This is a genomic window from Brevibacillus choshinensis (assembly GCF_016811915.1).
Classification (GTDB): Bacteria; Bacillota; Bacilli; order Brevibacillales; family Brevibacillaceae; genus Brevibacillus; species Brevibacillus choshinensis_A.
On the sequence record NZ_CP069127.1, the window covers coordinates 5,296,386 to 5,320,320 of the forward strand.

General features: G+C 52.9%; 22 protein-coding genes and 1 riboswitch. Of the genes, 12 read left to right on the forward strand and 10 right to left on the reverse strand.

Going from position 1 to position 23,935, the window contains the following annotated elements; translation table 11 throughout:
• The first annotated feature begins 223 nt into the window (after positions 1–223).
• Positions 224–378, forward strand: a riboswitch (SAM riboswitch).
• A gap of 95 nt (positions 379–473) precedes the next feature.
• The 4 genes from JNE38_RS26585 to JNE38_RS26600 are packed head-to-tail and all read left to right on the forward strand — an operon-like array spanning position 474 to position 3,546.
• Positions 474–1,688 carry a 2,3-diketo-5-methylthiopentyl-1-phosphate enolase gene (locus JNE38_RS26585; RefSeq protein ID WP_203354059.1) on the forward strand — a complete coding sequence of 405 codons (1,215 nt, stop codon included), beginning with the start codon at positions 474–476 and terminating at the stop codon, positions 1,686–1,688.
• A complete protein-coding gene (locus JNE38_RS26590) occupies positions 1,685–2,359 on the forward strand; it encodes a 2-hydroxy-3-keto-5-methylthiopentenyl-1-phosphate phosphatase (RefSeq protein ID WP_203354060.1) in 675 nt (224 codons plus the stop codon). The genes JNE38_RS26585 and JNE38_RS26590 overlap by 4 nt, the downstream gene beginning before the upstream one ends.
• A 3-nt stretch (positions 2,360–2,362) precedes the next feature.
• Entirely contained in the window at positions 2,363–3,019 is a 657-nt protein-coding gene (locus JNE38_RS26595) for a methylthioribulose 1-phosphate dehydratase (RefSeq protein WP_203354061.1), read from the forward strand.
• A 14-nt stretch (positions 3,020–3,033) separates the two neighbouring features.
• Complete coding sequence (locus JNE38_RS26600; RefSeq protein ID WP_203354062.1) at positions 3,034–3,546, forward strand: 1,2-dihydroxy-3-keto-5-methylthiopentene dioxygenase; 513 nt, start codon at positions 3,034–3,036, stop codon at positions 3,544–3,546.
• 49 nt (positions 3,547–3,595) lie between these two features.
• Here the strand turns inward: JNE38_RS26600 and JNE38_RS26605 are convergent, their stop codons facing one another.
• From JNE38_RS26605 to JNE38_RS26650, 10 genes are all read right to left on the reverse strand, one after another.
• Complete coding sequence (locus tag JNE38_RS26605; protein ID WP_203354063.1) at positions 3,596–4,711, reverse strand: Ger(x)C family spore germination protein; 1,116 nt, start codon at positions 4,709–4,711, stop codon at positions 3,596–3,598.
• The gene (locus JNE38_RS26610) at positions 4,708–5,808 is read right to left on the reverse strand and encodes a GerAB/ArcD/ProY family transporter (protein ID WP_203354064.1); all 1,101 of its coding nucleotides are present in this window, start codon (positions 5,806–5,808) and stop codon (positions 4,708–4,710) included. The genes JNE38_RS26605 and JNE38_RS26610 overlap by 4 nt, the downstream gene beginning before the upstream one ends.
• Entirely contained in the window at positions 5,805–7,283 is a 1,479-nt protein-coding gene (locus tag JNE38_RS26615) for a spore germination protein (protein WP_428993740.1), read from the reverse strand. Before JNE38_RS26615 ends, JNE38_RS26610 begins: the two co-directional genes overlap by 4 nt.
• 241 nt (positions 7,284–7,524) lie before the next feature.
• On the reverse strand, positions 7,525–9,303 hold the full coding sequence (locus JNE38_RS26620; RefSeq protein ID WP_203354066.1) for an acyl-CoA dehydrogenase family protein: 1,779 nt from the start codon (positions 9,301–9,303) through the stop codon (positions 7,525–7,527).
• A gap of 45 nt (positions 9,304–9,348) precedes the next feature.
• Positions 9,349–10,527 carry an acetyl-CoA C-acetyltransferase gene (locus tag JNE38_RS26625; RefSeq protein WP_203354067.1) on the reverse strand — a complete coding sequence of 393 codons (1,179 nt, stop codon included), beginning with the start codon at positions 10,525–10,527 and terminating at the stop codon, positions 9,349–9,351.
• Positions 10,528–10,578: 51 nt separating this feature from the next.
• Positions 10,579–12,987: a 3-hydroxyacyl-CoA dehydrogenase/enoyl-CoA hydratase family protein gene (locus JNE38_RS26630; RefSeq protein WP_203354068.1), complete on the reverse strand. Its 2,409-nt coding sequence runs from the start codon at positions 12,985–12,987 to the stop codon at positions 10,579–10,581.
• A gap of 343 nt (positions 12,988–13,330) precedes the next feature.
• Positions 13,331–14,443, reverse strand: coding sequence for an S-layer homology domain-containing protein (locus JNE38_RS26635; protein WP_203354069.1), 1,113 nt, complete (start codon positions 14,441–14,443; stop codon positions 13,331–13,333).
• Positions 14,444–14,715: 272 nt separating this feature from the next.
• Positions 14,716–16,383 (reverse strand): putative ABC transporter permease subunit, encoded by a 1,668-nt coding sequence (locus JNE38_RS26640; protein ID WP_203354070.1) that lies wholly within the window; start codon positions 16,381–16,383, stop codon positions 14,716–14,718.
• Entirely contained in the window at positions 16,380–17,102 is a 723-nt protein-coding gene (locus JNE38_RS26645) for an ABC transporter ATP-binding protein (RefSeq protein WP_203354071.1), read from the reverse strand. Before JNE38_RS26645 ends, JNE38_RS26640 begins: the two co-directional genes overlap by 4 nt.
• Before the next feature lie 262 nt (positions 17,103–17,364).
• Positions 17,365–17,781, reverse strand: a complete 417-nt coding sequence (locus JNE38_RS26650; protein WP_203354072.1) for a hypothetical protein — start codon at positions 17,779–17,781, stop codon at positions 17,365–17,367.
• Positions 17,782–17,967: 186 nt separating this feature from the next.
• Between JNE38_RS26650 and JNE38_RS26655 the strand changes: the two genes are divergently transcribed.
• The 8 genes from JNE38_RS26655 (at position 17,968) to JNE38_RS26685 (ending at position 23,901) form a co-directional block, all read left to right on the forward strand.
• The gene (locus JNE38_RS26655; protein ID WP_203354073.1) at positions 17,968–18,570 is read left to right on the forward strand and encodes a DL-endopeptidase inhibitor IseA family protein; all 603 of its coding nucleotides are present in this window, start codon (positions 17,968–17,970) and stop codon (positions 18,568–18,570) included.
• A gap of 134 nt (positions 18,571–18,704) precedes the next feature.
• A complete protein-coding gene (locus JNE38_RS31020) occupies positions 18,705–18,833 on the forward strand; it encodes a hypothetical protein (protein WP_257187107.1) in 129 nt (42 codons plus the stop codon).
• Positions 18,834–18,922: 89 nt separating this feature from the next.
• Positions 18,923–20,023, forward strand: a complete 1,101-nt coding sequence (proB, locus tag JNE38_RS26660; RefSeq protein ID WP_203354074.1) for a glutamate 5-kinase — start codon at positions 18,923–18,925, stop codon at positions 20,021–20,023.
• A gap of 20 nt (positions 20,024–20,043) precedes the next feature.
• Positions 20,044–21,390 carry a glutamate-5-semialdehyde dehydrogenase gene (locus JNE38_RS26665; protein WP_203354075.1) on the forward strand — a complete coding sequence of 449 codons (1,347 nt, stop codon included), beginning with the start codon at positions 20,044–20,046 and terminating at the stop codon, positions 21,388–21,390.
• A 21-nt stretch (positions 21,391–21,411) separates the two neighbouring features.
• Positions 21,412–22,254, forward strand: coding sequence for a pyrroline-5-carboxylate reductase (proC, locus tag JNE38_RS26670; protein ID WP_203354076.1), 843 nt, complete (start codon positions 21,412–21,414; stop codon positions 22,252–22,254).
• 60 nt (positions 22,255–22,314) lie between these two features.
• A complete protein-coding gene (locus tag JNE38_RS26675; RefSeq protein ID WP_203354077.1) occupies positions 22,315–23,127 on the forward strand; it encodes an Asp23/Gls24 family envelope stress response protein in 813 nt (270 codons plus the stop codon).
• A gap of 119 nt (positions 23,128–23,246) precedes the next feature.
• On the forward strand, positions 23,247–23,555 hold the full coding sequence (locus tag JNE38_RS26680) for a ferritin family protein (protein ID WP_203354078.1): 309 nt from the start codon (positions 23,247–23,249) through the stop codon (positions 23,553–23,555).
• Positions 23,556–23,568: 13 nt separating this feature from the next.
• Positions 23,569–23,901 (forward strand): spore coat protein, encoded by a 333-nt coding sequence (locus JNE38_RS26685; protein WP_203354079.1) that lies wholly within the window; start codon positions 23,569–23,571, stop codon positions 23,899–23,901.
• The last annotated feature ends 34 nt before the right edge of the window (positions 23,902–23,935 follow it).

Consider the following 23,935-nt stretch of genomic DNA (forward strand, 5'->3'; position numbering starts at 1 on the left):
ATCCTACTTTCCCAACGGTTCCACACCCTTTCGTTACATACCACGCATTTCGCTGGAAAAAGTTTCACCTCGCCGCTCCATTTTTCTCTACACTTATGTGCAAACCAGAATTACCCAGGGTGTTTTATCCAATTTTCCTCATTAAAAAACAATTTGACTCCCGCTTCTGAACGTCATATCATGAAAATATCGCACACACATCACATTCGTGTGAACCACATAACTCTTATCGCGAGCTGGCTGAGGGACTGGCCCTATGATGCCCGGCAACCGGCGCTACTCTATCTAATCTAGAGGGCGAAACGGTGCTAATTCCAACGGATGAGAGTCGAGACGGGGAGATGTTCCCTGTCTATCGACGAACCCGAGAGATGAGAGGAGACGAAGACGCTCTTATAGTCGACAACCGCCTCCCTGATCGCCGGGGAGGCTCTTTTATTTTCCCGATCTACAAAGGAGGATTAGTCCTAGCAATGAGTGAGCACCGTATCCTCGTTACCTATTTGACGCAAGCAAAGGACCTGAACAAAAAAGCGGAATCGATCGCTGTAGGGATGACCGTCGGTTCCTGGACGGAATTGCCTGCCGCCAAGCAAGCCGAACTGAAACCCTACCTGGGCGAAGCCGTCAGCGCAACTCCATTGGAAGTTTTGGAAAATGGGGAAACGCGCGGCCTGATCACCGTGAGCTACCCGACACGCAACTTCACCAATGACATCCCGTCCCTTTTGACTGGCATTTTCGGCAAGCTTTCCATGGACGGAAAAATCAAACTGATCGACATCGAGTTTCCGGACTCGTTCCTCGGTACATTCCCGGGTCCGAAATACGGCATTGAAGGGCTGCGCGGACGTCTCGATGCGCACGACCGCCCCCTTTTGATGAGCATCTTCAAATCGTGCCTCGGCCTTCCGTTCGATGATTTGAAGACGCAATTCCGCGCTCAGGCATTAGGCGGCGTTGACCTGGTCAAAGATGACGAAATTTTCTTTGCGGATGAACGCGCTCCTTTCCTCGAGCGGATCAAAGCGTTTAAACAGATCGCGATCGAGACCGAGGAGCAGATCGGCAAGCCCGTTCTCTACGCGGCAAACTTGACCGGACCTGTAAACGAACTGAACGAAAAGGCGAAGCGTGCCGTAGAAGCAGGTGCCGATTGCCTGTTGTTCAACGTATTGGCATTTGGCTTCGATGCCCTGCACCGACTCGCGGCCGCCCCGGACGTACACGTTCCGATCATGGCTCACCCTGCTTTGGCCGGAGCGTATTATCCATCGCCCGATTACGGCATCGCGACCCCTCTCTTGCTCGGCAAACTGATGCGCATCGCCGGGGCAGACCTGGTTCTGTTCCCATCTCCGTACGGAAACGTTGCCTTGGACAAAAACGAAGCCCTGGGGCTGGCAAAGAATCTGACAGCGCCACTGGATGGGATTCGCCGTTCATTCCCGGTCCCTTCCGCAGGCATCCATCCGGGACTCGTGCCACAGCTGTTCGCTGACTTCGGATTGGATCAGATCGTCAATGCCGGCGGCGGCATCCACGGCCACCCAGGCGGTGCCACTGCAGGGGCACAGGCATTCGTCGCCGCGATCCGAGCAGTGACAGCAGGCCAAACCTTGCAAGAGGCTGCAGCTGCTTCCCCCGAGCTCTCCATCGCCCTCGAAAAGTGGGGTGGCGGACGATGAGCAAGAAGCTCGTACTGTTCTGCGATTTTGACGGAACGATTACCGAGAAGGACAACATCGTGGCCATTGTCCGCAAGTTTGCGCCCCCCGAGTGGGAAGCGTTGACCGAGCAGATTCTTTCGCAAAAAATCAGCGTGCAGGAAGGAGTAGGGAAGCTATTTCAGCTCCTTCCCTCCTCCCTGCGCGATCAGATCGTCGACTATATCACGACGGAAGCGACTATCCGGCCGGGCTTTGCCGACTTCGTGCGCTACTGCCGGGAAGAAGGCATCGAGTGGCTGGTGACTAGCGGCGGCATCGACTTTTTCGTGGATCCGATCCTGGCTCCCTTCGATCTGAAGGACGTCCCGATCTACTGCAACGGCAGCGATTTTTCAGGCGATAAGATCACCATTACGTGGCCGCATTCCTGTGACGATCATTGCTCCAACGGATGTGGAATGTGCAAAACGACCATCATTCGCCGCTACGACCCTGCAACGTACTTCCGCGTGGTCATCGGGGACTCGATTACCGATCTGGCAGGGGCGAAAATCGCGGATTTCGTCATCGCCCGCTCGTTTCTCGCACAAAAGGCACAGGAGCTTGAGCTGCCTCACCAATCCTTTGCCACATTCCATGATGTGATCGCCATACTGCAAGATCTGAAACAACAACAGGAGGTCAGCTGATTTATGACAGCAACATTCGAACAACGTCTGGACGCGTTTCGCCGTCTGGATGACGTCAAAATGACGTTTGCCCGACGGGACTGGTTCCCCGGTACCAGCGGCAATCTTTCGATTAAAATAGAAAGTGAACCGCTGCAATTTGCGGTGACAGCCAGCGGCAAGGACAAAACCAAGCTATCCCCGGAAGATTATCTGGTGGTGGACAGAGATTCCCGCCCGGTGGACTCCACTTCGCTCAAGCCTTCCGCCGAAACACTGATCCACGCCGTGGTATACAAGAAGTTTCCGCAGGCTGGTGCCTGCTTCCACGTCCATACCGTGTGGAACAATCTGATTTCAGAGCTGTATTTTGGACAACGCGCCTTCTCTATACAAGGGCAAGAGCTGATCAAAGGTCTCGGCATCTGGGAAGAAAATGCAAGCATCACGGTTCCGATTGTTGAGAACTTTGCCGATATTCCGACCTTGGCTGCCGCTATCGAGAAAGTGATTACCCCGGAAGTGCCCGGCGTCCTGATCCGCAACCACGGCATTTACGCGTGGGGCGGCAATGATTTCGAGGCGAAACGCCACCTCGAAGCATTCGAATTCCTGTTTGAGTACCACGCCCGCTTGCTGCAGCTGCGTCAAGCTGTCGTGTCCACTACACCAACCAATTAAGGAGGAACCTAACCATGGCCCAAATTCGTTTTCACGACAACAACGAGCGCATCAGTTCTCCTGAGGAAGTCATTTCCTTCCTCGATACGCAAGAGATCATCTATGAAAAATGGGGAGTAGACCGCCTGGATCCGAAACACCGCGACAACTACAGCCCAACGGATGAAGAAAAGCAAGAAATCCTCGACACGTTCAAACCAGAGATCGATGCGATCAGTGCTCGCCGCGGCTATCTGACCGCTGACATCATCGTCCTGTCCGACAAGACTCCCAATCTGGATGAGCTCCTCGTCAAATTCAAAGGCGAGCATCATCATACAGATGACGAGTGCCGCTTCTGCGTAGACGGCCACGGCATCTTTGCCATCAAAGGCAAAGATGGACGCTACTTCGACGTCGAGCTGGAGCCAGGCGACCTGATCTCCGTACCGCCGAACTTCCGTCACTACTTCACGCTGATGGATGACCGCAAAATCAAAGCGATCCGCCTGTTCGTGACCCCGGCAGGCTGGGAAGCGATCTATTAATTACGAGGAAAAACGAAAACACCCCGGCCATGGCCAGGGTGTTTTTTCGTCATTTGACGATACCGTTCCCTTTAATCGTGACATCTGGAACGATGCGCACTGTCGCTTGGGCAAACGTATTCGGCCAGTCATTCTCGATCTTCTTCCATTCCGGATAGGCATGGGCACGGGCGTATAGTCCAAACCCGAACGGATCAATCTTCAGCTTTTGGCATTTCGTAATCAACTTCTGATATTCATGGAGTATCTCCTTCTCAATCACTTTCTCCATCTTTACGTAATCCTTTTCCATATCAAACGGGAATTGCCGTTCGGAAATGGAAACGCGCAGCTTCATGTCGACATCAAACTGAAATCGGCCATCGACATAGGTTGCTTTTATTTTTTTGTCGACGCCTTTGACAAAATAGCTGATCCGTTTTTTCACGATCTTTTTATCCTGCTGCCCATCCGGGTAAGGCATGCTCAGCGAGATTTCGCCTATTTTTCCATGTAGCAGCATTTGCAAGTAGGGCGTCTCATCACCTGAGATGAGAGTTGCAAAGGCCCCCTTTTCAGTCAGCAATGCCGTTCCCATCACCTTCACTTCTTTATTCTTATCCAGTTTGGTGATGGAAGGCGTCATTCCCTTTTCATACATCTGACGGTGCAGCTCCTGCATCGTCGTCTTGACGGTGACATTCCTGCGATTGGCCGTATCGATCAATTTGGTCAAGTGCAGGGCGATTCGCGGCTTGGTGGGTGGTGAACTGTGAAACAGGTCGTGTACAGGTCCATCAAATGAAACCATACGGGCATTGACACTGAATCGCGCATCACGGTACACCACATCCATCAACCGAAACCAGTCAGGCGTTTCCAAAAGCCGTTTGCCCACGCAAAACACCTGTATTTTGCCTGCTAACGTCACTCCCGAAACAATTTCATCAAACCTTCCTCTCGCCTGCCTCAGCGATTCCGCCCTGATGCCGTATTCCTCCGATTTCACCTTGGCTTCCCGGTTGAAGACAGGGCTGGAAACATAGTATAGCAGCTCGTTTTTTTCATTCAGGTCCAGACCGACCATGAGCGAAAGAGTCGCATCCTCCAAATCAATCCGGTCCATACATCCTGGCAAAGATAGGAGCACGATGATCGAAAGCAAGATATGCAGAGCTTTTCTCATACCTTTTGCCCCACAGACGTTTTTCGCAGGAATAGCATCGCAATGCTCAGCAGAACCGGGAACGCATATGCGAAAATGAACCCGATCTTCCCCCAGAGGTCCACCAGCTTGCTCAAGTCGCTAAAGGATGGCGTGTACAGCCAACCTACGATGATAATCAGCAGCAGAAAGATTTGCAGATGCCGCCGATGGTCCTGGTGGCCAAGCAGCTGGCTGGTGGAAAACACAGTGAAGTAGATGTACGGAAATCCCGTTGTCGACAGGATGAACAGAAAAAAGGCAAGGAAGATGATATCGACCCGCTCCAGAAACCGAAATTCGATCACTTTCCACAGCCCTAAAGTGGGCCACGTGAATTGCGTAATCTCGTCCGGACTAAAAAAGCCGAAGCAGAAAATGGTCACTGATAGAAAGACCAGCATCGACAGTGTATTGGCGACCACAATTCCAGCCGCTGCATACTGCTTTTTTTGGAGAAACGGATACAGATAAAAGGCAAGCTCAAAGCCTAGAAAGGATAGCACGGTCGATTGAGTGGCGTGCAGAATCGGTTTCCAACCCTCCTTGATCACGGGCAGCAAATGAACCCAATTCATCTTGGGCCACGTCGTTATCAGGACAACCGGCATCCACAATGTCAGGTAAAAAACCAATTCCGAATACCGACCCAGTATCCGAACACCGCCCTGAATGACTTGATAGGCAGGAATGGTAAACAGAAGCACGATGATAAAGGAAGGTGTCTGCGGCAGCAGCCATACATTGATCAAGGATATGGCATACGCAAAAATAGTCGCGGCTGCGAGGAGACAATACAGAGTGAGGATGAGGACAGCCACTTTCCCCAGCCATTTTCCAAGCAGCAGCTGAAGGATTTCCACTATCGACATCTCCGGACGGCGCTTCATGGCCGATACCAGAATCAGGCTGACGACCATCGCCATGATCCCCCCGATGATGATGGAGATCCAGCCATCTGTCCCCGCTTTGGCGGCGAGGTCTCTTGGCATCGTCAGCATGCCGATCCCTACTTGTGTGCCATGAATCAAGAGAATGTATTGCATGACTGTTATTTCGTTGTAGGCATATTTTTTCATTGACCATCCCCCTGGGGACGATTGTCTCCCTGCCTCTTCGTTTGTCTCGCTCTGGCGCTGAGAGGCCGGTTTTTCATATTCCAAAGTGGCAAGCGGACGAACAGGTCCTTCCAATCTGAGAACCGGGTCGGGGCCAGCGGACTTCCGTAGGGAACCCCTAATGACTCCAGCGAGATCAAATGGCCGATCAACGTCATCAGCCCAATGATGATACCGACTACCCCGAACATCGCTGCCAGGCCCATCATCACAAAGCGCAGCAGGCGCAGGGCCGAAGCCATGTCGTAATTCGGAATGATGAACGAGGCGATGGCGGTAAAAGCCACGACGATGACCATGATATTGCTGACGACGCCTGCCTGAACGACGGCATTGCCGATTACGATACCACCGACGATACCGACGGTCTGGCCAATGGGAGCAGGCAGCCGCACACCCGCTTCCCGCAGCATTTCCAGTGTCAGCTCCATCAGCATGGCTTCCAGCATGGGCGGAAAGGGAACTCGCTCTCTCGACTCCCCTACCGAGAGAATCAGATCGATCGGGATCACCTCATAGTTAAAAGATACGAGGGCGATATAAGTGGCGGGCAGAAAGGTTGCCACTAAAAAGGCCAGATAGCGGAGCAGGCGAATAAAGGTCGCAACAGGCCAACGTGTGCTGTAATCATCCACATTTTGAAAGAAGGATGCAAACGTCGTGGGACCGACGAGCACACTGGGCGAACGGTCCACAATGACGGCGATCCTCCCCTGCAAAAGATGCGAGGCAACAGAATCCGGCCGCTCTGTCAACACGAATTGGGGAAACGGCGACCACGGATTGTCCTCAATCAGCTCCTCCAGTTCACCGGTGTTGATGACGGCATCGATGTCGATCATTTTAATCCTGTCTTCCAGCTCCTTCAAAACATCCGGGTTGATGATGTCATCCATGTACATGACGGAAATCTTGCCCCTCCCCCGTGCCCCTATTCGAAACTGCTTGATCTTCAGTTCTCGATTGGGTATGTACCGGCGGATCAGCGCGATATTTTGAATGTCTGTCTCGACAAAACCCTGATGGGCCCCCTTTAAAGAAGCTTCCAATTGCGGGTCTTCTACCGCTCGCTGGGGCCAGCCATGCGTCTCTGCCACTAAAGCCTCTGTCCGCCCCTCCACGAACAAAACGCTGCTCCCCTGCAAAATCTCTTCCTCTACCGCTCCAAAATCGTAGACGGTCGAAACGGCTCCCACGGATAAGAGATCAAAGATGCTGGTACTCGTATGTTCTCCGGGATTCAGCAAAGGCCGGAGCATATTGTTGTTAATGGAGCTTTTGTCCACCAGCCCGGATAAATAGACTAAAGCTACCGGCCCTTCCACAAACGTGCTTTCAAAGGTGCGGATGACCAAATCCGGCGTCATGGTAAAGATGTTCTGGAGCAACCGTATGTTTTCGTCCAGCTGTTCGGCAATCGGCTGAATGGGGCCCATGATCGGGCGTTGCCTCATGGCAGCCAGTGCCTGTTTTCTGCCCAACCATCCTTTCAGACTCATCTTTCCACGTTCCTTGACATTTTTTGATTTTGCTCTTGTTATCGTTGGTGAAGAATGCCAATAATATGCACGCTAAGTCAAGATCAAACACGGCGGGCTGGCAAAAGTAAAGCAGGCACAAAAATAAGGAGCGAGGGAATCATCCCCCGCTCCTATTCCTGCGATGAGCAAACGTTTATTAGAGAGCGTAACCGTCAGCTTCGAGCACACGATCTGCAATCGCACGCTTCAGGTGCACTGTATTTACAGGCGTGCGACGAGTCAGCTTTTTCAAAATCGACAAGCGCAGACGAAGGTCGTCCCCTTCCTCCATTGCGGCCAGAGCTTCTTTGGCCCAGCCCTCGATTCGATCGAACGCTTCCTGTACGTAAACAGTAGTCAAATCCAGCTTTTGCTGTTCGCTTTCCAGCCCGTTTGCCGCAATCGCTTTTTCGGTACGTTTGACAATGCTGTCCATTGCGTACAGCTCGATCAGCATGTCTGCCGCAAATGCCAGCAGCTCTTGCTCTTTGGAAATGGCTTGCTGGTACTTCATCAGCGCAGAGCCTGCCACCATCAGGATGATTTTGCGCGTCATGTCGATCAGATGCTTTTCAGCAGCCAGCGGCGCGTCTTCAATCTCCTGCGGATAGTAGCTCATCAACTCTTGCTGCAGGTTCGCAGCAGCCTGCAGCAGCGGCAGCTCACCCTTCATCGCTTTCTTCACCAAGGTATCCGGAATCAGCAAACGGTTGATTTCGTTGGTTCCTTCGAAGATGCGATTGATCCGGGAGTCGCGGTACATGTTCTCGATTTCATATTCAGACATGAAGCCGTATCCGCCGTGGATCTGCACGCCCTCATCCACGCAGTAGTCCAGAACCTCTGTAGCGAACACCTTGTTGATGGAGCACTCGATCGCATAGTCAGCGATCGCTTTCGCTACCTCCGGACCTTCATCCGCTTTTTCACCCAGACGGGTCAATGCTGTATCGAACAGACCCACCGTGCGATATACCGAGCTTTCAGCCGCGTATGTTTTCAACGCCATGTTGGCCAGTTTGTTTTTGATCAGTGTGAAGTTGGCGATCGGTGTCTTGAATTGCTTGCGCTCCTTGGCGTACCTCGTCGCAATCTCCAGCGCACGTTTTGCCGATCCAACAGCTCCCACGGCGAGCTTGTAGCGACCTACGTTCAAGATGTTGAACGCGATGACGTGTCCTCTGCCTGGTTCGCCCAACAGATTTTCCACGGGTACAGGAACATCCTGCAGGATCACGGTGCGAGTCGAAGAGCTCTTGATCCCCATCTTTTTCTCTTCCGCACCGAACGATACGCCCGGGAACGTACGCTCCACGATAAAGGCTGTAAACTTGTCGCCGTCGATTTTCGCATAGACAATGAATACGTCCGCAAAGCCTGCGTTTGTGATCCACTGCTTTTCCCCGTTCAGGATGTAATGCGTGCCGTCTGCCGAGAGCATTGCCGTCGTTTTTGCTCCGAGAGCATCCGAGCCGGAGCCTGGTTCTGTCAGGCAATAGGCAGCGATGCGCGCACCGGATGCGAGATCAGGCAAATAGCGGCGCTTTTGATCGTCATTTCCAAAGTATACGATCGGCAAGGAGCCAATCCCTACGTGAGCGCCGTAGCTCAGCGCAAAGCCGCGTGCGAGAGAGAACTTCTCTGTCACCAGAGCGGTACTGACTTTATCCAGTCCCAGTCCCTCGTACTTCTCCGGCACATCCCCTGCCAAGAGTCCGAGTTCACCGGCTTCCTTCAGCAGGCGTGCGGAGATGTCAAAATGGTGGTTTTCGAGTTCCTCCAGATGCGGGCGCACTTCGTTATTGATGAAGTCTTCCGTCGTCTTGGCGATCATCTTTTGCTCTTCGGTATACTCTTCCGGCACAAATACATCGTCAGCCGAACCCGCATCAATCAGAAAGCTACCACCACGGATCAATTCTTTTGTATCTGCCATTGCAATCCCTCTCCTTTATCTTTTCTATTTGATGGGTGCCAGGATTTACAGCATTTCGAAAACGCCAGCAGCTCCCATTCCTCCGCCGACACACATGGTGACGACACCGTACTTGCCGCCGCGACGCTTCAATTCATTCAAGATGGAGATCGTCAGCTTGGCACCTGTGCAGCCCATCGGATGCCCCAGCGCGATCGCCCCACCGTTTACGTTCACTTTTTCCGGATCCATCCCCAGCTCGCGGATCACCGCGACGGCCTGGGACGCGAATGCTTCGTTCAGCTCAAACAGGTCGATATCCTCGATGGTGAGTCCCGCCAGCTTCAATGCTTTCGGAATCGCCACGATGGGGCCGATCCCCATGACATCCGGATCTACCCCGCCCACCGAAAAGGAACGGAACTTGGCGATCGGTTCTACCCCCAGCTCTGCCGCCTTCTCTGCCGACATGACCAGCACAGCGGCTGCGCCATCGGACGTCTGCGAGGAGTTTCCTGCTGTGACAGAGCCTTGTACGTGGAACACTGGCCTCAGCTTCGCCAATGCTTCCAGAGTGGTATCGGCACGAGGTCCCTCATCGACCTGAAAGACCTTTTCCTTGATTTGCAGCTTGCCATTTTCATCAAAGGAATGCTGCTTCACCGTGAGCGGGACGATCTCATCCTGGAATTTGCCCGACGCGATCGCGGCCGTCGCTCTCTGATGGCTCTGCAGGGAAAAAGCATCCTGATCTTCTCTTGTCACGTTGTACCGCTTAGCCACTTCCTCTGCCGTGTGACCCATGCCCATGTACGCTTCTGGCTTGGTCTCCACCAGCGTCGGATTGAGCGCTACCTTGTGTCCTGTCATCGGCAGGAGGCTCATGCTCTCCACGCCGCCTGCCACGATGACATCCGCGCTTCCGGTGATGATCTGCTGCGCAGCGAACGCGATGCTCTGCAAGCCGGATGAGCAAAAACGGTTGATCGTGACACCCGCTACATTCGTAGGCAGACCGGCGCGGAGTCCGACCAGCCGCGCCATGTTCATGCCTTGCTCGGCTTCCGGGGTAGCCGTTCCCATGATCACATCATCTATATCAGCTGGATTCAGCTGAGGGACGCGGCGCAGCAAATCGCTAACGACCGCTCCCCCCATATCGACTGGATGTACGTCTTTCAGGCTGCCGCGCTTCGCTCTGCCGACCGCGGTGCGGGCACCTGCAACGATAACTGCTTCTCTCATCGTTTTTTTGCCTCCTTCTCACTTGTGAACTGCGTATCCTGCCACCCGTGGCTAGTTGCGCAAAGGTTTGTTTTTGGTCAGCATGTGCTGCATCCGCTGCTGGGATTTTGGAGTCTTGATCAGCTCCAGGAAAGCTTTCTTTTCCAGTTCCAAAATGTACTCCTCTGTCACTACCGTACCTGCAGGAACATTGCCGCCCGACATGACGTAGGCGATCTTGCTCACAATGAGCTCATCGTGATCGGTGATATATCCGCTCTTTTTCATCGCGTACACGTTCTGGCGCAGGTTGGCGTAGCCTGTTTCTCCGATCACACGGATTTTCCGAGGGGCTGGAGGTGTGTAGCCTTCCTTATCCATCGTCAGCACCAGCTGCTTGGCATCGTAGAGCAGATGGTCGGGATTGACGCTCACGCGGTCCGCAGGTCGCAGATAGCCCAGGTTGATCGCTTCTTGGCCACTGGTCGATACTTTTGCCGTCGCAATGGTCTCAAATGCTTTTGCGACAAACGGGAATGAATCTACGGGAACGCTTCCGCCCTCCGGCACATTTTCCATGGCGCGGAACAGCATTTCCTTCGTTCCTCCGCCGCCGGGCAAAAGACCGACACCCACCTCTACCAGGCCGAGGTACGTCTCTGCCGACGCCTGAACTCTATCAGCCAAATACACGACCTCCACACCGCCGCCAAGCGTCATTCCGAAAGGCGCGGCTACCACCGGACGATGCATGTAGCGCAGCGCCCGCCCAGCTTTGTGGAAATTGTTCACGAGCATATCGAGCTCCAGCCAGTTTTCATCTTGGGCTTCCATCAAGGCCATCGCCAGATTCATCCCGACGCAGAAGTTTTTGCCCTGATTGCCGATGACGAGCCCGAGGAAGTTTTTCTGCACTTCGTCTGCGGCGATGTTCGCCATCTGCAAGACATCCAGACCCAATGCATTGTTCGGAGATGTGAACTCCAGGCAGGCTACCCCGTCCCCGAGATCGATCAATGCGGCGCCAGCGTTTTTCCGGATGAGCTTACCTTGCTCCTTCAGCGCTGCCAGATTGATTTTTTCCTTTTTCTCTTCGACGTTTTTGTAAACGCCTCCAATGGAGAACGCTGCCACTTTGCCTTCATTCTTTTGATAGAAAGAATGTTTGCCGCTGGCCAGCAGCTCTTCCACCAGTGCCGGGATTCTTTCTCCTTCTTCACGCATGCGGGTGACCGATTTCTCTACTCCGATGGCGTCCCACGTCTCGAATGGACCGAGCTCCCAGCCAAAGCCCCATTTCATCGCTTGGTCGACTGCAACGATGTCATCTGCGATTTCATGCGCCCTTTCAGCCGAGTACAGCAGGACCTTCTTAAAGACGCTCCAGACAAACTCACTGCCTTTGTCCTTGCCGTACACGAGTGTCTTCAGTTTTTCCTGCAACGATTTGGCTGTCTTGGCCGCATCGAGGGACGGGAATTTCGGCTTGACGCTCGGACGGTATTCCAATGTATCGATGTCGAGCGCTTGGATTTCTTTGCCCTGCGCCGACTTTACTTGTTTAAAAAAGCCTTGGCCTGCTTTTTGGCCGATCCAGCGTTTCTCGACCATTTGCAGAACGAACGGCGGCACTTCGAACACCGCTTTTTCGTGCTCGTCCTGACTCTTGTTTTTCACGTTGTTGGCTACATGTACGTAAGTGTCCAGCCCTACCACATCCAGGGTGCGGAACGTCGCACTCTTTGGACGCCCAATGACGGGACCTGTGAGAGCGTCGACTTCATCGACTCCCAATCCGAGGCGCACGAGTTCGTGAATGGAGACTTGAAGCCCGTATGTACCGATGCGGTTGGCGATGAAATTGGGGGTATCTTTGCAGAGCACGGTGCCTTTTCCGAGCACATGCTCACCGAAATTCATCATGAAGTCGACAACGGAAGGATCCGTGTCATAGCCCGGAATGATTTCCAAGAGCTTTAGGTAACGAGGGGGATTGAAGAAATGGGTGCCGAGAAAATGCTTCCGGAAGTCATCCGATCTGCCCTCCGCCATTTCGTTGATGGATACGCCTGATGTATTGGAAGAGATGATCGTGCCTGGCTTGCGGTGCGCTTCCACGGATGCAAACACACTTTTCTTTACCTCCAGATTTTCGACGACGACCTCGATGATCCAGTCCACTTCAGAGAGCACGGACAGGTGGTCCTCAAAGTTTCCGACCTTGATCAGGTCCAGGTTTTTGTTATCGTAGAGCGGAGCCGGCTTATCCTTTAGGAGCCGATCCTTCCCCGATTGGGCGATCCGATTCCTGACAGCTGGATCATTTAGCGTCAGCCCTTTTTTCGTCTCTTCAGCATTCAGCTCACGCGGCACGATATCCAATAAATAGGTAGGGATTCCGACGTTGGCCAGGTGTCCTGCGATTCCTGCTCCCATCACTCCAGAGCCCAGAACGGCCGCCTTGCGAATTTTGCGTTCCATCTACATATCCTCCTCGATACAAAAATGACGCTGCAGCAAATACCCAATTTTCAGACAGGCAGAGTATTCTTATAACTTCTCCCTTTCTATAGATATTCCTGTCAGCAGTAGCTCATGTATTCCGTTGAATGAATGCTCATTCAGTTTGTGGGTGTAAAAAAGCACATCCCGTTTTTGGCCATGTTTTCGCCATGAGATGCTTGTTTCCCACCTACTGAATCACCGTTCATTTTCATTGTAATCGAAAATTCTGTCAGTTGCAATCGTGTTTGGTGCGGAAAAAGAAGAAAATGGCGAAGGCTTTCCCCAAAAAAGGCATCCGCATTACCGGATGCCCTCTGCTCTACTTTTTCTCCACAACCGCTGCTATTTTTCTGCCATACGTGCTCGTCGGATCAGGATCTAGCCGGTACTCGACCTGGTAGCCTCCATTTAAGCCGACGTTGTACTGCGCGATCAGCCAAAGCTTGTTCGCATCCGCTTCATCGGGCTTGATCGTCAGGGACGTGAGCGCCGTATGCAGAGGAACCTTGCTCAGCTTGCCCATGCTGGTCAATGCTGCTGGCGTGTAATATTTGAGCAGTGTCGCTTGATTTTTGGTTTCAAAAGCGAGATTGGCTGCCCGCAAGAGTACGGTAGAGATCTTTTGCTGCAGGACTCCCTTTGCCTGGAACTGCAGTCCGACCTGTGTCTTGTAATAGTCGAGCAGACGTTTCAGAACCACAGCGTACTCCGCTCGAGTCATCTTTTTGTCTGGATCAAAGGTAGTCTGTGACGAAAACAGGTTGAACTCGCGAATCGCTGTCGCATAAGGAGAGTATGTATCCTGATAGTAGCTCTCCTGCTTCCACTCATAGTAGCTCGTAAAGTAAGAAGCTGCGTCCTGCGGCTTGATGTTCGCCGTCCGGTAAATTTGCGGCGTGAGCATATGGAAGAAGATCACGCTCGCTTCTTCACGCGACAATGGCCGATGCAAAGCCGAATTTGACAGCCACCAGTCCGTATTTTGCTTCTCCGGCTTTTTGATCAGCTGTCCGCTGTCTGCGAGGTGCAAATAGTAGAGCATTCTGTCTCCGGGATCATAATCGCCCGTGATTCCTGTCTCGATCTGCAGCATCGTATTCATGTTGGTCAGCAGCTGTTCGATCTCCCAGCGGGGCTGGTACCGATAGTCGATATTTTCTTTTCTCACCGGCTTTGCCACGGCTCCGTAGACATTCTCGAATACCCGGTTCAGCATGGCGAGGGCCTCTCCACGTGAAATCGGGCTGTCCGGATAGAACAGCTTCTTGGCATTGCCTTTTACGATGCCGAGACCAGCCAGCTCATTGATAGACTTTTGTGCCCAGTGACCGCTGATGTCAGTAAAAGCATTGGCTGCATGTGCACTTCCCATAAACATGCTATGTACCAGTAGCACAGCCATGAGGAAACTTGCGACCATCCGCTTTATCATTCCGATTCTTTTCTCCCTTCCTTGCCAGGTTCTTTTTTCCCCTTTTTAATCTATTCACTTCATTCTGCCAAATATGAACTTCCATTTCCATCCTTTTTTTGCAGCAGGCGAGTCCAAACTTGACCTTCTTGTTATCGGGTGGAATGACCTTTGCTTTTAGTCCATTGCACATGAAAAAGCCTGACGCGATAAGTTTTTACACATGCCATCGCTTCCCGGAAAGAAAAAAACCGCCCTTCAGAAAAGAGCGGTTTTCACAAACACACGGTGGATCAGACTTCCATTTTCTCCATCCACTCCGGACCTTTTTTCAGCAGGATCCGGTACAATCCAATGTCCAACAAGGCAAACAGGATAAACAAGCCGATTCCCATCGCCCCCATCGAGCTCTCCAGCGAAAGCCCTGCCAGAATGCATATTCCAGCTGTCACGGCGCCAAACAGCATGGAGAACAGCGGATTGAGATTTTGCTTGACGGCTTCCTGTTCCGAGCTCCAGGTCAGCTTTGGCATCTGCAAGTCCACCATGATCCCCAGAAGGTTGATGAAAAGAATGCCCGGGATGCTCACCACCAACGAGAGGATGATGAACAACGGGGACAGCTTGATGAACCAAGCGGCCTCCGCCACCAACAGGGCCATGCTGAATACGGTGAGAATGATGCCCGGGATGAGTTTGGCCACGATGAGCTGCCCGTAAGGAATAGGCAAGCTCTTGTTCAGGAAAAATCCTTGTCCTTCCCTGCTGATCGCCGTGACCGACGTACTGTTGGTGCCCGCGAGAACGACAAATGCCGCAAACGCAACCACCAGGCTGATTCCTCCTGCATGCTCGCCCTGCATCCATTCATTTAGCCCAGCCAACATCTCTGCGCTGTCACGACGGCTTAGCAAGGGAATCAGCGCGAAAAGCGGCAGGAGGATACTGGAGAGCGCACAGTTCATGAAAAAGGCCGGCGTTCGCCACAGGATCTTCCACTCTTTTACCGCATAAGAAAGCCAAGCGGGGCGGACTTTGACCGCCTTTTGAATAGCTGTCTCTTCTACCCGTTTGCGCTTGGACCTCGACTCGCTGATCCCCATGACTCCCGCAAAGTACAAGCGATTGCCCGCGAAAAGAAACACCCCGAAGCCGACGACAGCCGCTGCAAGGAAAGCAGCCAGATAGCCAAGGCCGCTCCATGCACCGCTTTCAAACATGGCGAGGGCTGCCAGCTTGCTCGCCGGAAAGAGCTGTGTCACGACGCCCAGCAGCCCCTGATCCCCGGCTGCGATCATTTGCTGAAACTGTTCGATTTGATTGCCCGTACCACTGGTTTGCCGCTGAATGAATGCCTGAAACCCGACCGCCACCCCAATCGCGAGCAGACCGCCGATCAAGCGGAAGCGATCCTTGCTCTTGCCGAAGTTGGTGTAGCGCATGAACAGCATGACGACCATGGCGGCAAGCGTCAACGGAATGATCGGCAAGGCGATGAACACGAGCAGGGCGTACAGGTAATACAGAACTCCTCCCCCGCTTTTGACTCCGAACGTAATCAAAATGGGCCCGATCATAATCAGGGAAGTGAAGTATTCGTACAGCAGTGCGACGAGAAATTTCGCTCCGAGTATGTCTTTGGCGGAGAGGGGCATGGGCAAAAAGTGCTCCACATCCTGCGAATAATAAAAGACCGTGAGAACGTAGACGATGCCGAGAATAAAAATGACCAAGGAAGTTACCGCTACGCCCAAACCGAGCAGGGCGCTTTCCTGCCCCACCCCGGCCAATCCCTCATACAAACCGGATACAAAGACGACAAGGGCTGCCATCATCGGGAGAATTCCCACCGCGATGGCGAACAGAATCAGGACACTCTTCCAACCGCTCCCCTTTTTTGCTCCCCAAGCTGGCCCAGCATTTTTTAGCATGATTTTGGTCAGCAGCCAGATTTTCTTCATGCTTGGGTCAACTCCAGGAACAAGCTCTCCAAAGAATGATTGGATTGAAAATGCTGCTGCATTTCGGGGAATGTCCCGCAAAAGAGGATGTGCCCCTTGTTGATGATCGCGACCCGATCACACAGCTTCTCCGCGACCTCCAGCACATGTGTGGAAAAAAATACGGTTCTGCCGCTGTCCGCATGTTCGCGCATCATTTCCTTCAAGGTATAAGATGACTTCGGGTCCAGTCCCGTCAGCGGTTCATCGAGAATCCACACCTCCGGATGATGGACGAGAACGCCCATGATCATGATTTTCTGCCGCATTCCGTGCGAATAGCTCTGTATGGTGTCGCCCAGCGCCTCCGTCATGTCAAAACGCTCTGCAAGCTGCAAAATCCGCTCTTTTCGCACCTGCTCGGGGACCTCGTAAATATCTGCCATGAAGCTGAGGTACTCCAGCCCCTTCAGCCTCAAAAACAAATCGGGGCTGTCAGGAACATACCCGAACTGACGCTTGGCAGCGATTGCATCCTTTTCGATATGCTTGCCATTGATCCTGATCTCTCCCTGATCGGGACGAATGATGCCTGTAATCATTTTGATGGTCGTCGTCTTTCCCGCACCATTTGGACCCAAAAACCCGAAGATTTCACCCTTGGGAATCGTCAAATCGAGCTGGTCGACCGCTTTCGTGGTGCCGTTATAGCTCTTTGCCACACCTTTCAGTTCAATCACGGTGTACCTCCTGTGTTTTTCCTATTTCCTTATCCTCCCAACCCTCCCTCTAACTATACGACCCAAAGCCGTGGAAGGTTGCTGTTTATTCGGAATGAAAGAAAATCGCAATGGTCGAGCAAGCGGTGGTGGAGGGCTTGAAAAAGGAAAAAACGCTCCAGCCTCGTAGGAATGGTAGGAAAATTTGCTTGCTGTTACGGAAAGACTTTTATGAAAAAATGAGCTGCAGGCAATTCTGCAGCTCATTTCGCAATTGTGATTATTACGTCTGTGGTACGAAGCTGCCATCACGCAGCATGGTCAATTCACCCATGATAAACGCCAGATCATCTGAATCCCCAAGTCCTCCACTTTCATCCAGCACTTCCAGGCGGCGCAACAGCATGTTTGCAAAATCCTGGATTTGTACCGGTTGAGCTTCGATGTCAGCGTCATCCAAAATATCAAAGCCTGTCAATGCTTCCAGATGAGTCACAATGCGGAAGCCGCCAATTTCACCCAATACTTCTTTCGTGTTCAATTTCGACTTTTCCAATTTTTGCAGCATCGACAGGATATCGTTCGCTACAATGCTGGGAAACGCTACCTGATAAAGGCTGCGGTTCTTTGCTTCGTCTGCTTTGATAATCAAAATGTCGATACCGTCTGGCTTCTTTGCCTTTTTTCCAAATCCGAACATATATGGCCACCTCAATTATTTCGATCTGCACAACTCTCTCCATGATAGACATAATCGCGGAGAGAGACAACCCCCATCCTGTTTCCTTTTTCACTGCCGCTCCTCAGGAAAATGTTTACACGTCTATCTACCCCAATCCCCACACACGCTAACAGGAAAGTTGGAAAAACAAAAGGGGATGCACGCATGAAGAACTGGAAAAATTGGATATTCCTACTCACCTTTCTCCTGCTTCTCTCCGGTTGCAATACACCTTCCAAAGAGGAAAAAGCGAAGACGCAGAGCAAGCCTCCCAAGCAATCGGCCATCCAAAAGATGGGCGCCAACGAAATGGACGTGGTCCTTTTCTTGAACCGCGCCGAGCATTTGCTGGAGGAAGTGTATTATGCAGCGGCAGATAACGCAAAAGGCAAAACGGTAATCGAGGACGGTCTCGCTTACCGGGAACTTCCCAAACGCTTTGACAGCAAGGACAAGATCGTAAACTACTTCACCCGCTTCTGGAGCAAGCCGCTGGCCGAAGCGATGTACGACAATATGTCCACCAAGGTCATCCAAGGGAAAGTCCACGTCTCTTTGCCGAAGAAGGATTACCCGGTACTGATTTCGGTTCGGAACACGACGGTCCAGAAAACGAACGGCGAGCTTAGAGTCTCAATCGATGATGTGACCACACCTGCCTTCTCCAGTGACCGAACGCTGCGTTACCAGCTCGTGCGCGATGCCAAGACGAAACGATTTGAAATCAAATCCAGAGTGGGCGCATATGGAAGTGAACAATTTCAATAATCCCCTTGACATTTCCGTCGCACCAGGAGAATAATAGTAAATTAATAAGCACATAGCGATCGGCAATGACGGGGAACAGTAGAACCGCCCTTCAGGTCCAGAGAGCGAAATCCACCGGCTGAGAGGTTTCGCGCATGAATCGGTTTGAACCCACCCCAGAGCATCCAGGGATGACCTGGACAGGTTTCTTTCACCTGTTATCCAAGAAAGAGAGCCGGATGTACGTTGGCTGGAGTATGCTCCAAGCCATCTGCATCAAATAAGGTGGTACCGCGGAGGTCATATGCCCTTTCGTCCTTATCAAAGAGACGAAAGGGCTTTTTATTATTGTCTGGAACCAGGAGGAACGAAGATGAAAAAGGGCAAAATGCGGTTGGTCGTAAAAGTCGGAAGCAGCTCCCTGGCTGCGTCAAGCGGCGGTGTGGACCGGAACAAAATGACATTGCTCGTATCAGCGGTTAGTGCGCTGCGGGAAGCGGGACATCAGGTGGTGCTGGTCTCCTCCGGGGCTGTCGCCAGCGGATATCAGAGTCTCGGTTATCAGCAGCGCCCCCGCACTCTTGCTGCCAAACAAGCTGCTGCTGCTATCGGGCAAAGCCTGCTGATGCAAACCTATACGCAGATGTTTGCTGCCCATCGCTTCAGCGTGGCCCAGATCCTGTTGACCCGAGGGGACTTTTCCGATCGCGAGCGATACCAGCACGCCTTTCAGACACTGTCGCTGCTGCTCGATAAAAACATTCTGCCGATTATCAACGAGAACGATACGGTCTCCGTAGCCGAGCTCACTTTTGGTGATAACGATATGCTGGGTGCATTGGTGGCTGGCCTTATTCACGCCGATCTCTATCTGATTCTCACCGACACCGATGGATTGTACGACCAGGACCCTCGAAACAATCCTGCTGCCAAACGCATTTCCTGGCTGCAAGAGATTACCGAAGAAGTCGAAGCGCTCGCAGGTGGCGCGTCAACTTTGGGTACAGGGGGCATGCGCTCGAAGCTCATCGCCGCCAAGACTGCGCAGGGCCTTGGGATTCCGAGCTTTATCGGAAAATTGAATCAGCCTGATGACTTGCTCGGTGTCCTGAATGGAAATGGGAACGGAACCTACGTCAGCTACCGTCCGGAAGCACCTGCATCTACCGGACTGCCTACGCGAAAGCAGTGGATCGCGTTGCACTCCCCTATTCGCGGCTCCATCACAATCGACGGCGGTGCAGCCGAAGCGATTCTGAAAAAACGCAGCAGTTTGCTTTTGGCAGGTGTGCGCGACGTTGCAGGCAGCTTCGGACCGAACGAAGTCATCGAAGTATACTGCGAGGGATCGTTGATCGGGCGTGGTGTCAGCCGATACGCGGCCGAGGAATTGCAGGAGCTGTTATCCCCTGCTGCGCAGTCGCGACGCAGCGGTACCGTGATTCATCGCGACCAATGGTCACAGACCATTTGATTTAGGAGCAACGGCGAGCAATGGCAACAAACGTGGCTTTGCCAAGCCAGAGAAAACATACATGTCAGGTAGAGAGAAAAAAGGAGCTGGGGAAATCCATGGAAAGATTGAAAACCAAAGTGCTGGAACAATTGTCGCTGGCAAAGCAGGCATCTCGGCAAACGGCCTTGCTCAGTCGAAGCGAAAAAGATAAGGCCTTGAGCCTGATTGCCGAGCAGCTGCTGGCTGACGAAGCCGCCATCCTGGCAGCGAATGAACAAGATTTGCTTCGCGCCCAGGCAGACGGCCAGCCTGCTTCCTATCTGGATCGACTCCGTCTGACACCCTCCCGGATTCGCGATCTGGTCGATGGACTGACGCAGCTCGTTCACCTGGAGGATCCGGTCGGTCAGCTTCTCGATCACTGGACACGGCCAAACGGTCTGATCATCGAACAAATCCGGGTGCCGCTCGGCGTCATCGGTATGGTCTATGAAGCGCGTCCCAACGTCACCATCGATGCTGCAGCGATTGCATTGAAAACAGGAAACAGCATCGTTCTTCGCGGAAGCTACAGCGCCGTCCAAAGCAATCTCGCATTGGTCGCCAGCGTACGCACGGCGCTGCAAAAAAGCGACCTGCCTGCAGACGCGGTCCAGTACCTCCCTTATGAAGAACATGCTTCCGTCGATATCTTGTGTACGGCCAACGGATTGATCGATGTCATCATTCCGCGCGGCGGTGCCGGACTCATCCAGCGCGTGCTTCAGCAATCCAGTGTTCCGGTCCTCGAAACGGGCGTGGGCAACTGTCACATTTTCATCGACTCCAACGCCTCGTATGAAATGGCCGAACCCATCGTCCTCAACGCCAAAACGAGCCGCCCTGCCGTTTGCAACGCGGCCGAGACATTGCTTTTGCACAAGGACTGGGCTCTCGAGCATCAGCGTTCCCTGCTGGAGCAATTACTCTTCGCCGGGGTCGAGCTGCGGGCTTGCGCACAAACGAGAGCCCTCCACCCCGGTCTGGCTGACAAGCTGAAGGAAGCTGCTCCCGAAGATTGGGATACCGAGTACTCTACACTTATCATGGCCGTTCGCACCGTCGACAGTCTTCAGGACGCCCTGGAACACATCCAGCTCCACAGCACGGGGCATTCTGAAGCCATCATCACCGAGGACAGCGAGTCCGCACAGCGTTTCCTCGCTGTAGTCGATGCCACTGCTGTTTATCATAATGCGTCCACTCGTTTTACAGATGGGGGCGAATTCGGTTTTGGCGCAGAAATCGGCATCAGCACCCAAAAGCTTCATGCGCGGGGGCCAATGGGATTGCCCGCCCTCACTTCCTATAAATACGTCGTACGCGGAACCGGACAAATCAGATAGTCCAACGGGAGGGAATCAACCATGAACAATCAGCAAGCTCGTTCTATAGAAGGACGAATCGGCTTTCTCGGTGCAGGTTCCATCGTGGAGGCTATGTTGTCCGGCATTTTGAAAAAAGGGCTGTTCTCCTCTGACCGAATTTATGTGACCAATCGCAGCAATTCGGAAAGACTCGATCAGCTCGCAGGCATGTACGGCGTGCACACGACTCATGACAAAATGGATGTGATCCGATCTTCCGATATTCTGATTCTGGCGATGAAGCCCAAGGATTCGGGGGAAGCGCTCAAGGAACTGTTTGGAGCCGTGCATCCCGGTCAGCTGGTGATTTCCGTCATTGCCGGAGTCTCCACCACCTTGATCGGAGAGTGGCTCGGCGTGAATTGTCCCATCATCCGAAGCATGCCGAATACATCCTCCGCTGTCGGCTTGTCGGCAACAGGTCTTGCAGCAAACCAATTCGTGACCGAAGAGCAGCTCCTGCTGGCCACCCGCCTGTTCGAAGCAATCGGGACAGTCTATACCGTCGCAGAAGAAGAGCTCGACATCGTGACAGGCCTTTCCGGAAGCGGCCCGGCCTATATTTACTACCTCGTCGAAGCGATGATGGGCGCAGGCGCTGCTGCTGGCTTGGACCGGGAAATGGCACGGCAGCTGACACTGCAAACCCTCCTCGGAGCCGCGCACATGCTGATGGACACTCGCGAAGAGCCTGCGCTGCTCCGTAAAAAGGTAACCAGCCCAGGCGGAACGACCCAAGCAGGACTTGAGGTGCTGGAGGCGTATCAGTTCCAGAAGGCGGTAACTTCTGCCATCCTCCGCGCTACAGAGCGATCGCGGGAAATGGGCGCCGAACATCACTAGCTGTTTGGTTTTCCGTCAGTCATGTATACTAGGAAGACAGCATCATCGAAGGAGGTACCCATGGAAATATACGCCTTGTACGGAACTAGCGGAACTGGAAAAAGCTCCAGCGCTCTGGAGCTTGCACATCGAATGAACATAGACGCCATTATCGACGATGGTATTCTCATCTACCAAGGTCGCAAGGTGGCTGGGACCTCCGCCAAATACGAGAAGACCAAAATTCAGGCTGTGAAACGGGCAATCTTTCATTATGATGAACATGCTTCAGATGTTCGCCGCATGCTGCAGCAGCTGCAGCCCGGCCGCATTCTCATCCTCGGCACTTCTCGCCGGATGATCGAGCGCATCGTAGAAGCACTGGGGCTAACCTCGCCGATCGAGTATATCCCCATCGAGTCCATCAAGCCTCCTCAGGAAATCGAGGCAGCCCGTTATGTCCGCGAGACGATGGGCAAGCACGTCATTCCGATCCCGCGCGTGGAGGTCGAGAAAGATTTCTTGCAGCGACTCGTCTCGTCAGCCCAGCAAATCTTTTCCTCCAAAAAGGAAGTCATCGGTGAAACGACCGTCGTCCATCCTCCTTTTTCAGGAGGCCGCATTGTGATTCACCCGCAGGTCCTTCGCAAAATCGTGGAGGGAACCTGCAATGAATTGGATGAGGTACACCAGATTCAAAAAACAGAGTACACCTTTGTCGATCTACCCAGACTCCAAGTCACTCTGACGCTCAAGCTCCGCTACGGAACGGACATTCCCGCGGTGGCACGGGAGATTCAGCAAGCCCTGTACAAAGAAACCAGCTATTGCCTCAACATTTCTCCAGCCAGCATCGATGTGAAAATAGCCGGTCTGGAGCTAGCCAATGGATGAGTGCACACGAGGGTCCGGCCTAATCAGCCGGATCCTTTTTTGCCTGCAATCCACAGAGGATAGTTGTTCGGCTGATGACCATCCTATACGTGTATCCCCCACACGAAAGGAGAAGTCTGATGCCAACCATCATGTCTTCCACGCCTTTTACGCAAGCACCGATTCCACAGCCTCCTCGTGTCATCACGTCAAAGGACTTGAGTTATTTGAAGGATGCGTTGTCATGGGAGCTGGATGCGTTCAAGAAGCTCCACTTCTTTGCTCAGCAAGCTACTGATCCGGAAGTCAAGCAATGCCTGGACAAAGCGGGACGCATGCACCAGCAGCATTATCAAAAATTGCTGACGCACCTTCAGCACAACAATGCCGCCGTAATGGCGACGATCCCGCAGACTCAATCCCAACAGCAGCAACCCCAAATGCAGTAAGGGAGGAATCCGGATGCCAAATCAAAATCAAATCGCCAATCCGCAAACTGGTCAGCTGCCACAGGTAAAGGGTCCGCAGATGAACGACCGTGATTTCATGAACGATTGTCTGTCTACGTGCAAATATTTGGCGGACAGTCTCAATGTGGCAGTCTGGGAGGCCAGCCACCAACAGCTGCATCAGGACTTTCTGCAAATCTTGAACGAGACTCACCAAAGCGCTCGCGAAGCGTATGAACTGATGTTCCGAAAAGGCTGGTACAAGCTGGAGGCAGCCGAGCAGCAAAAGCTGCAGCAGGCCAATCAGCAATTCAGCGGATACTCGACTCAGTTCCCTTATCATTGATCCAGGGCATCATCACAGGGACATCCGATCAGGG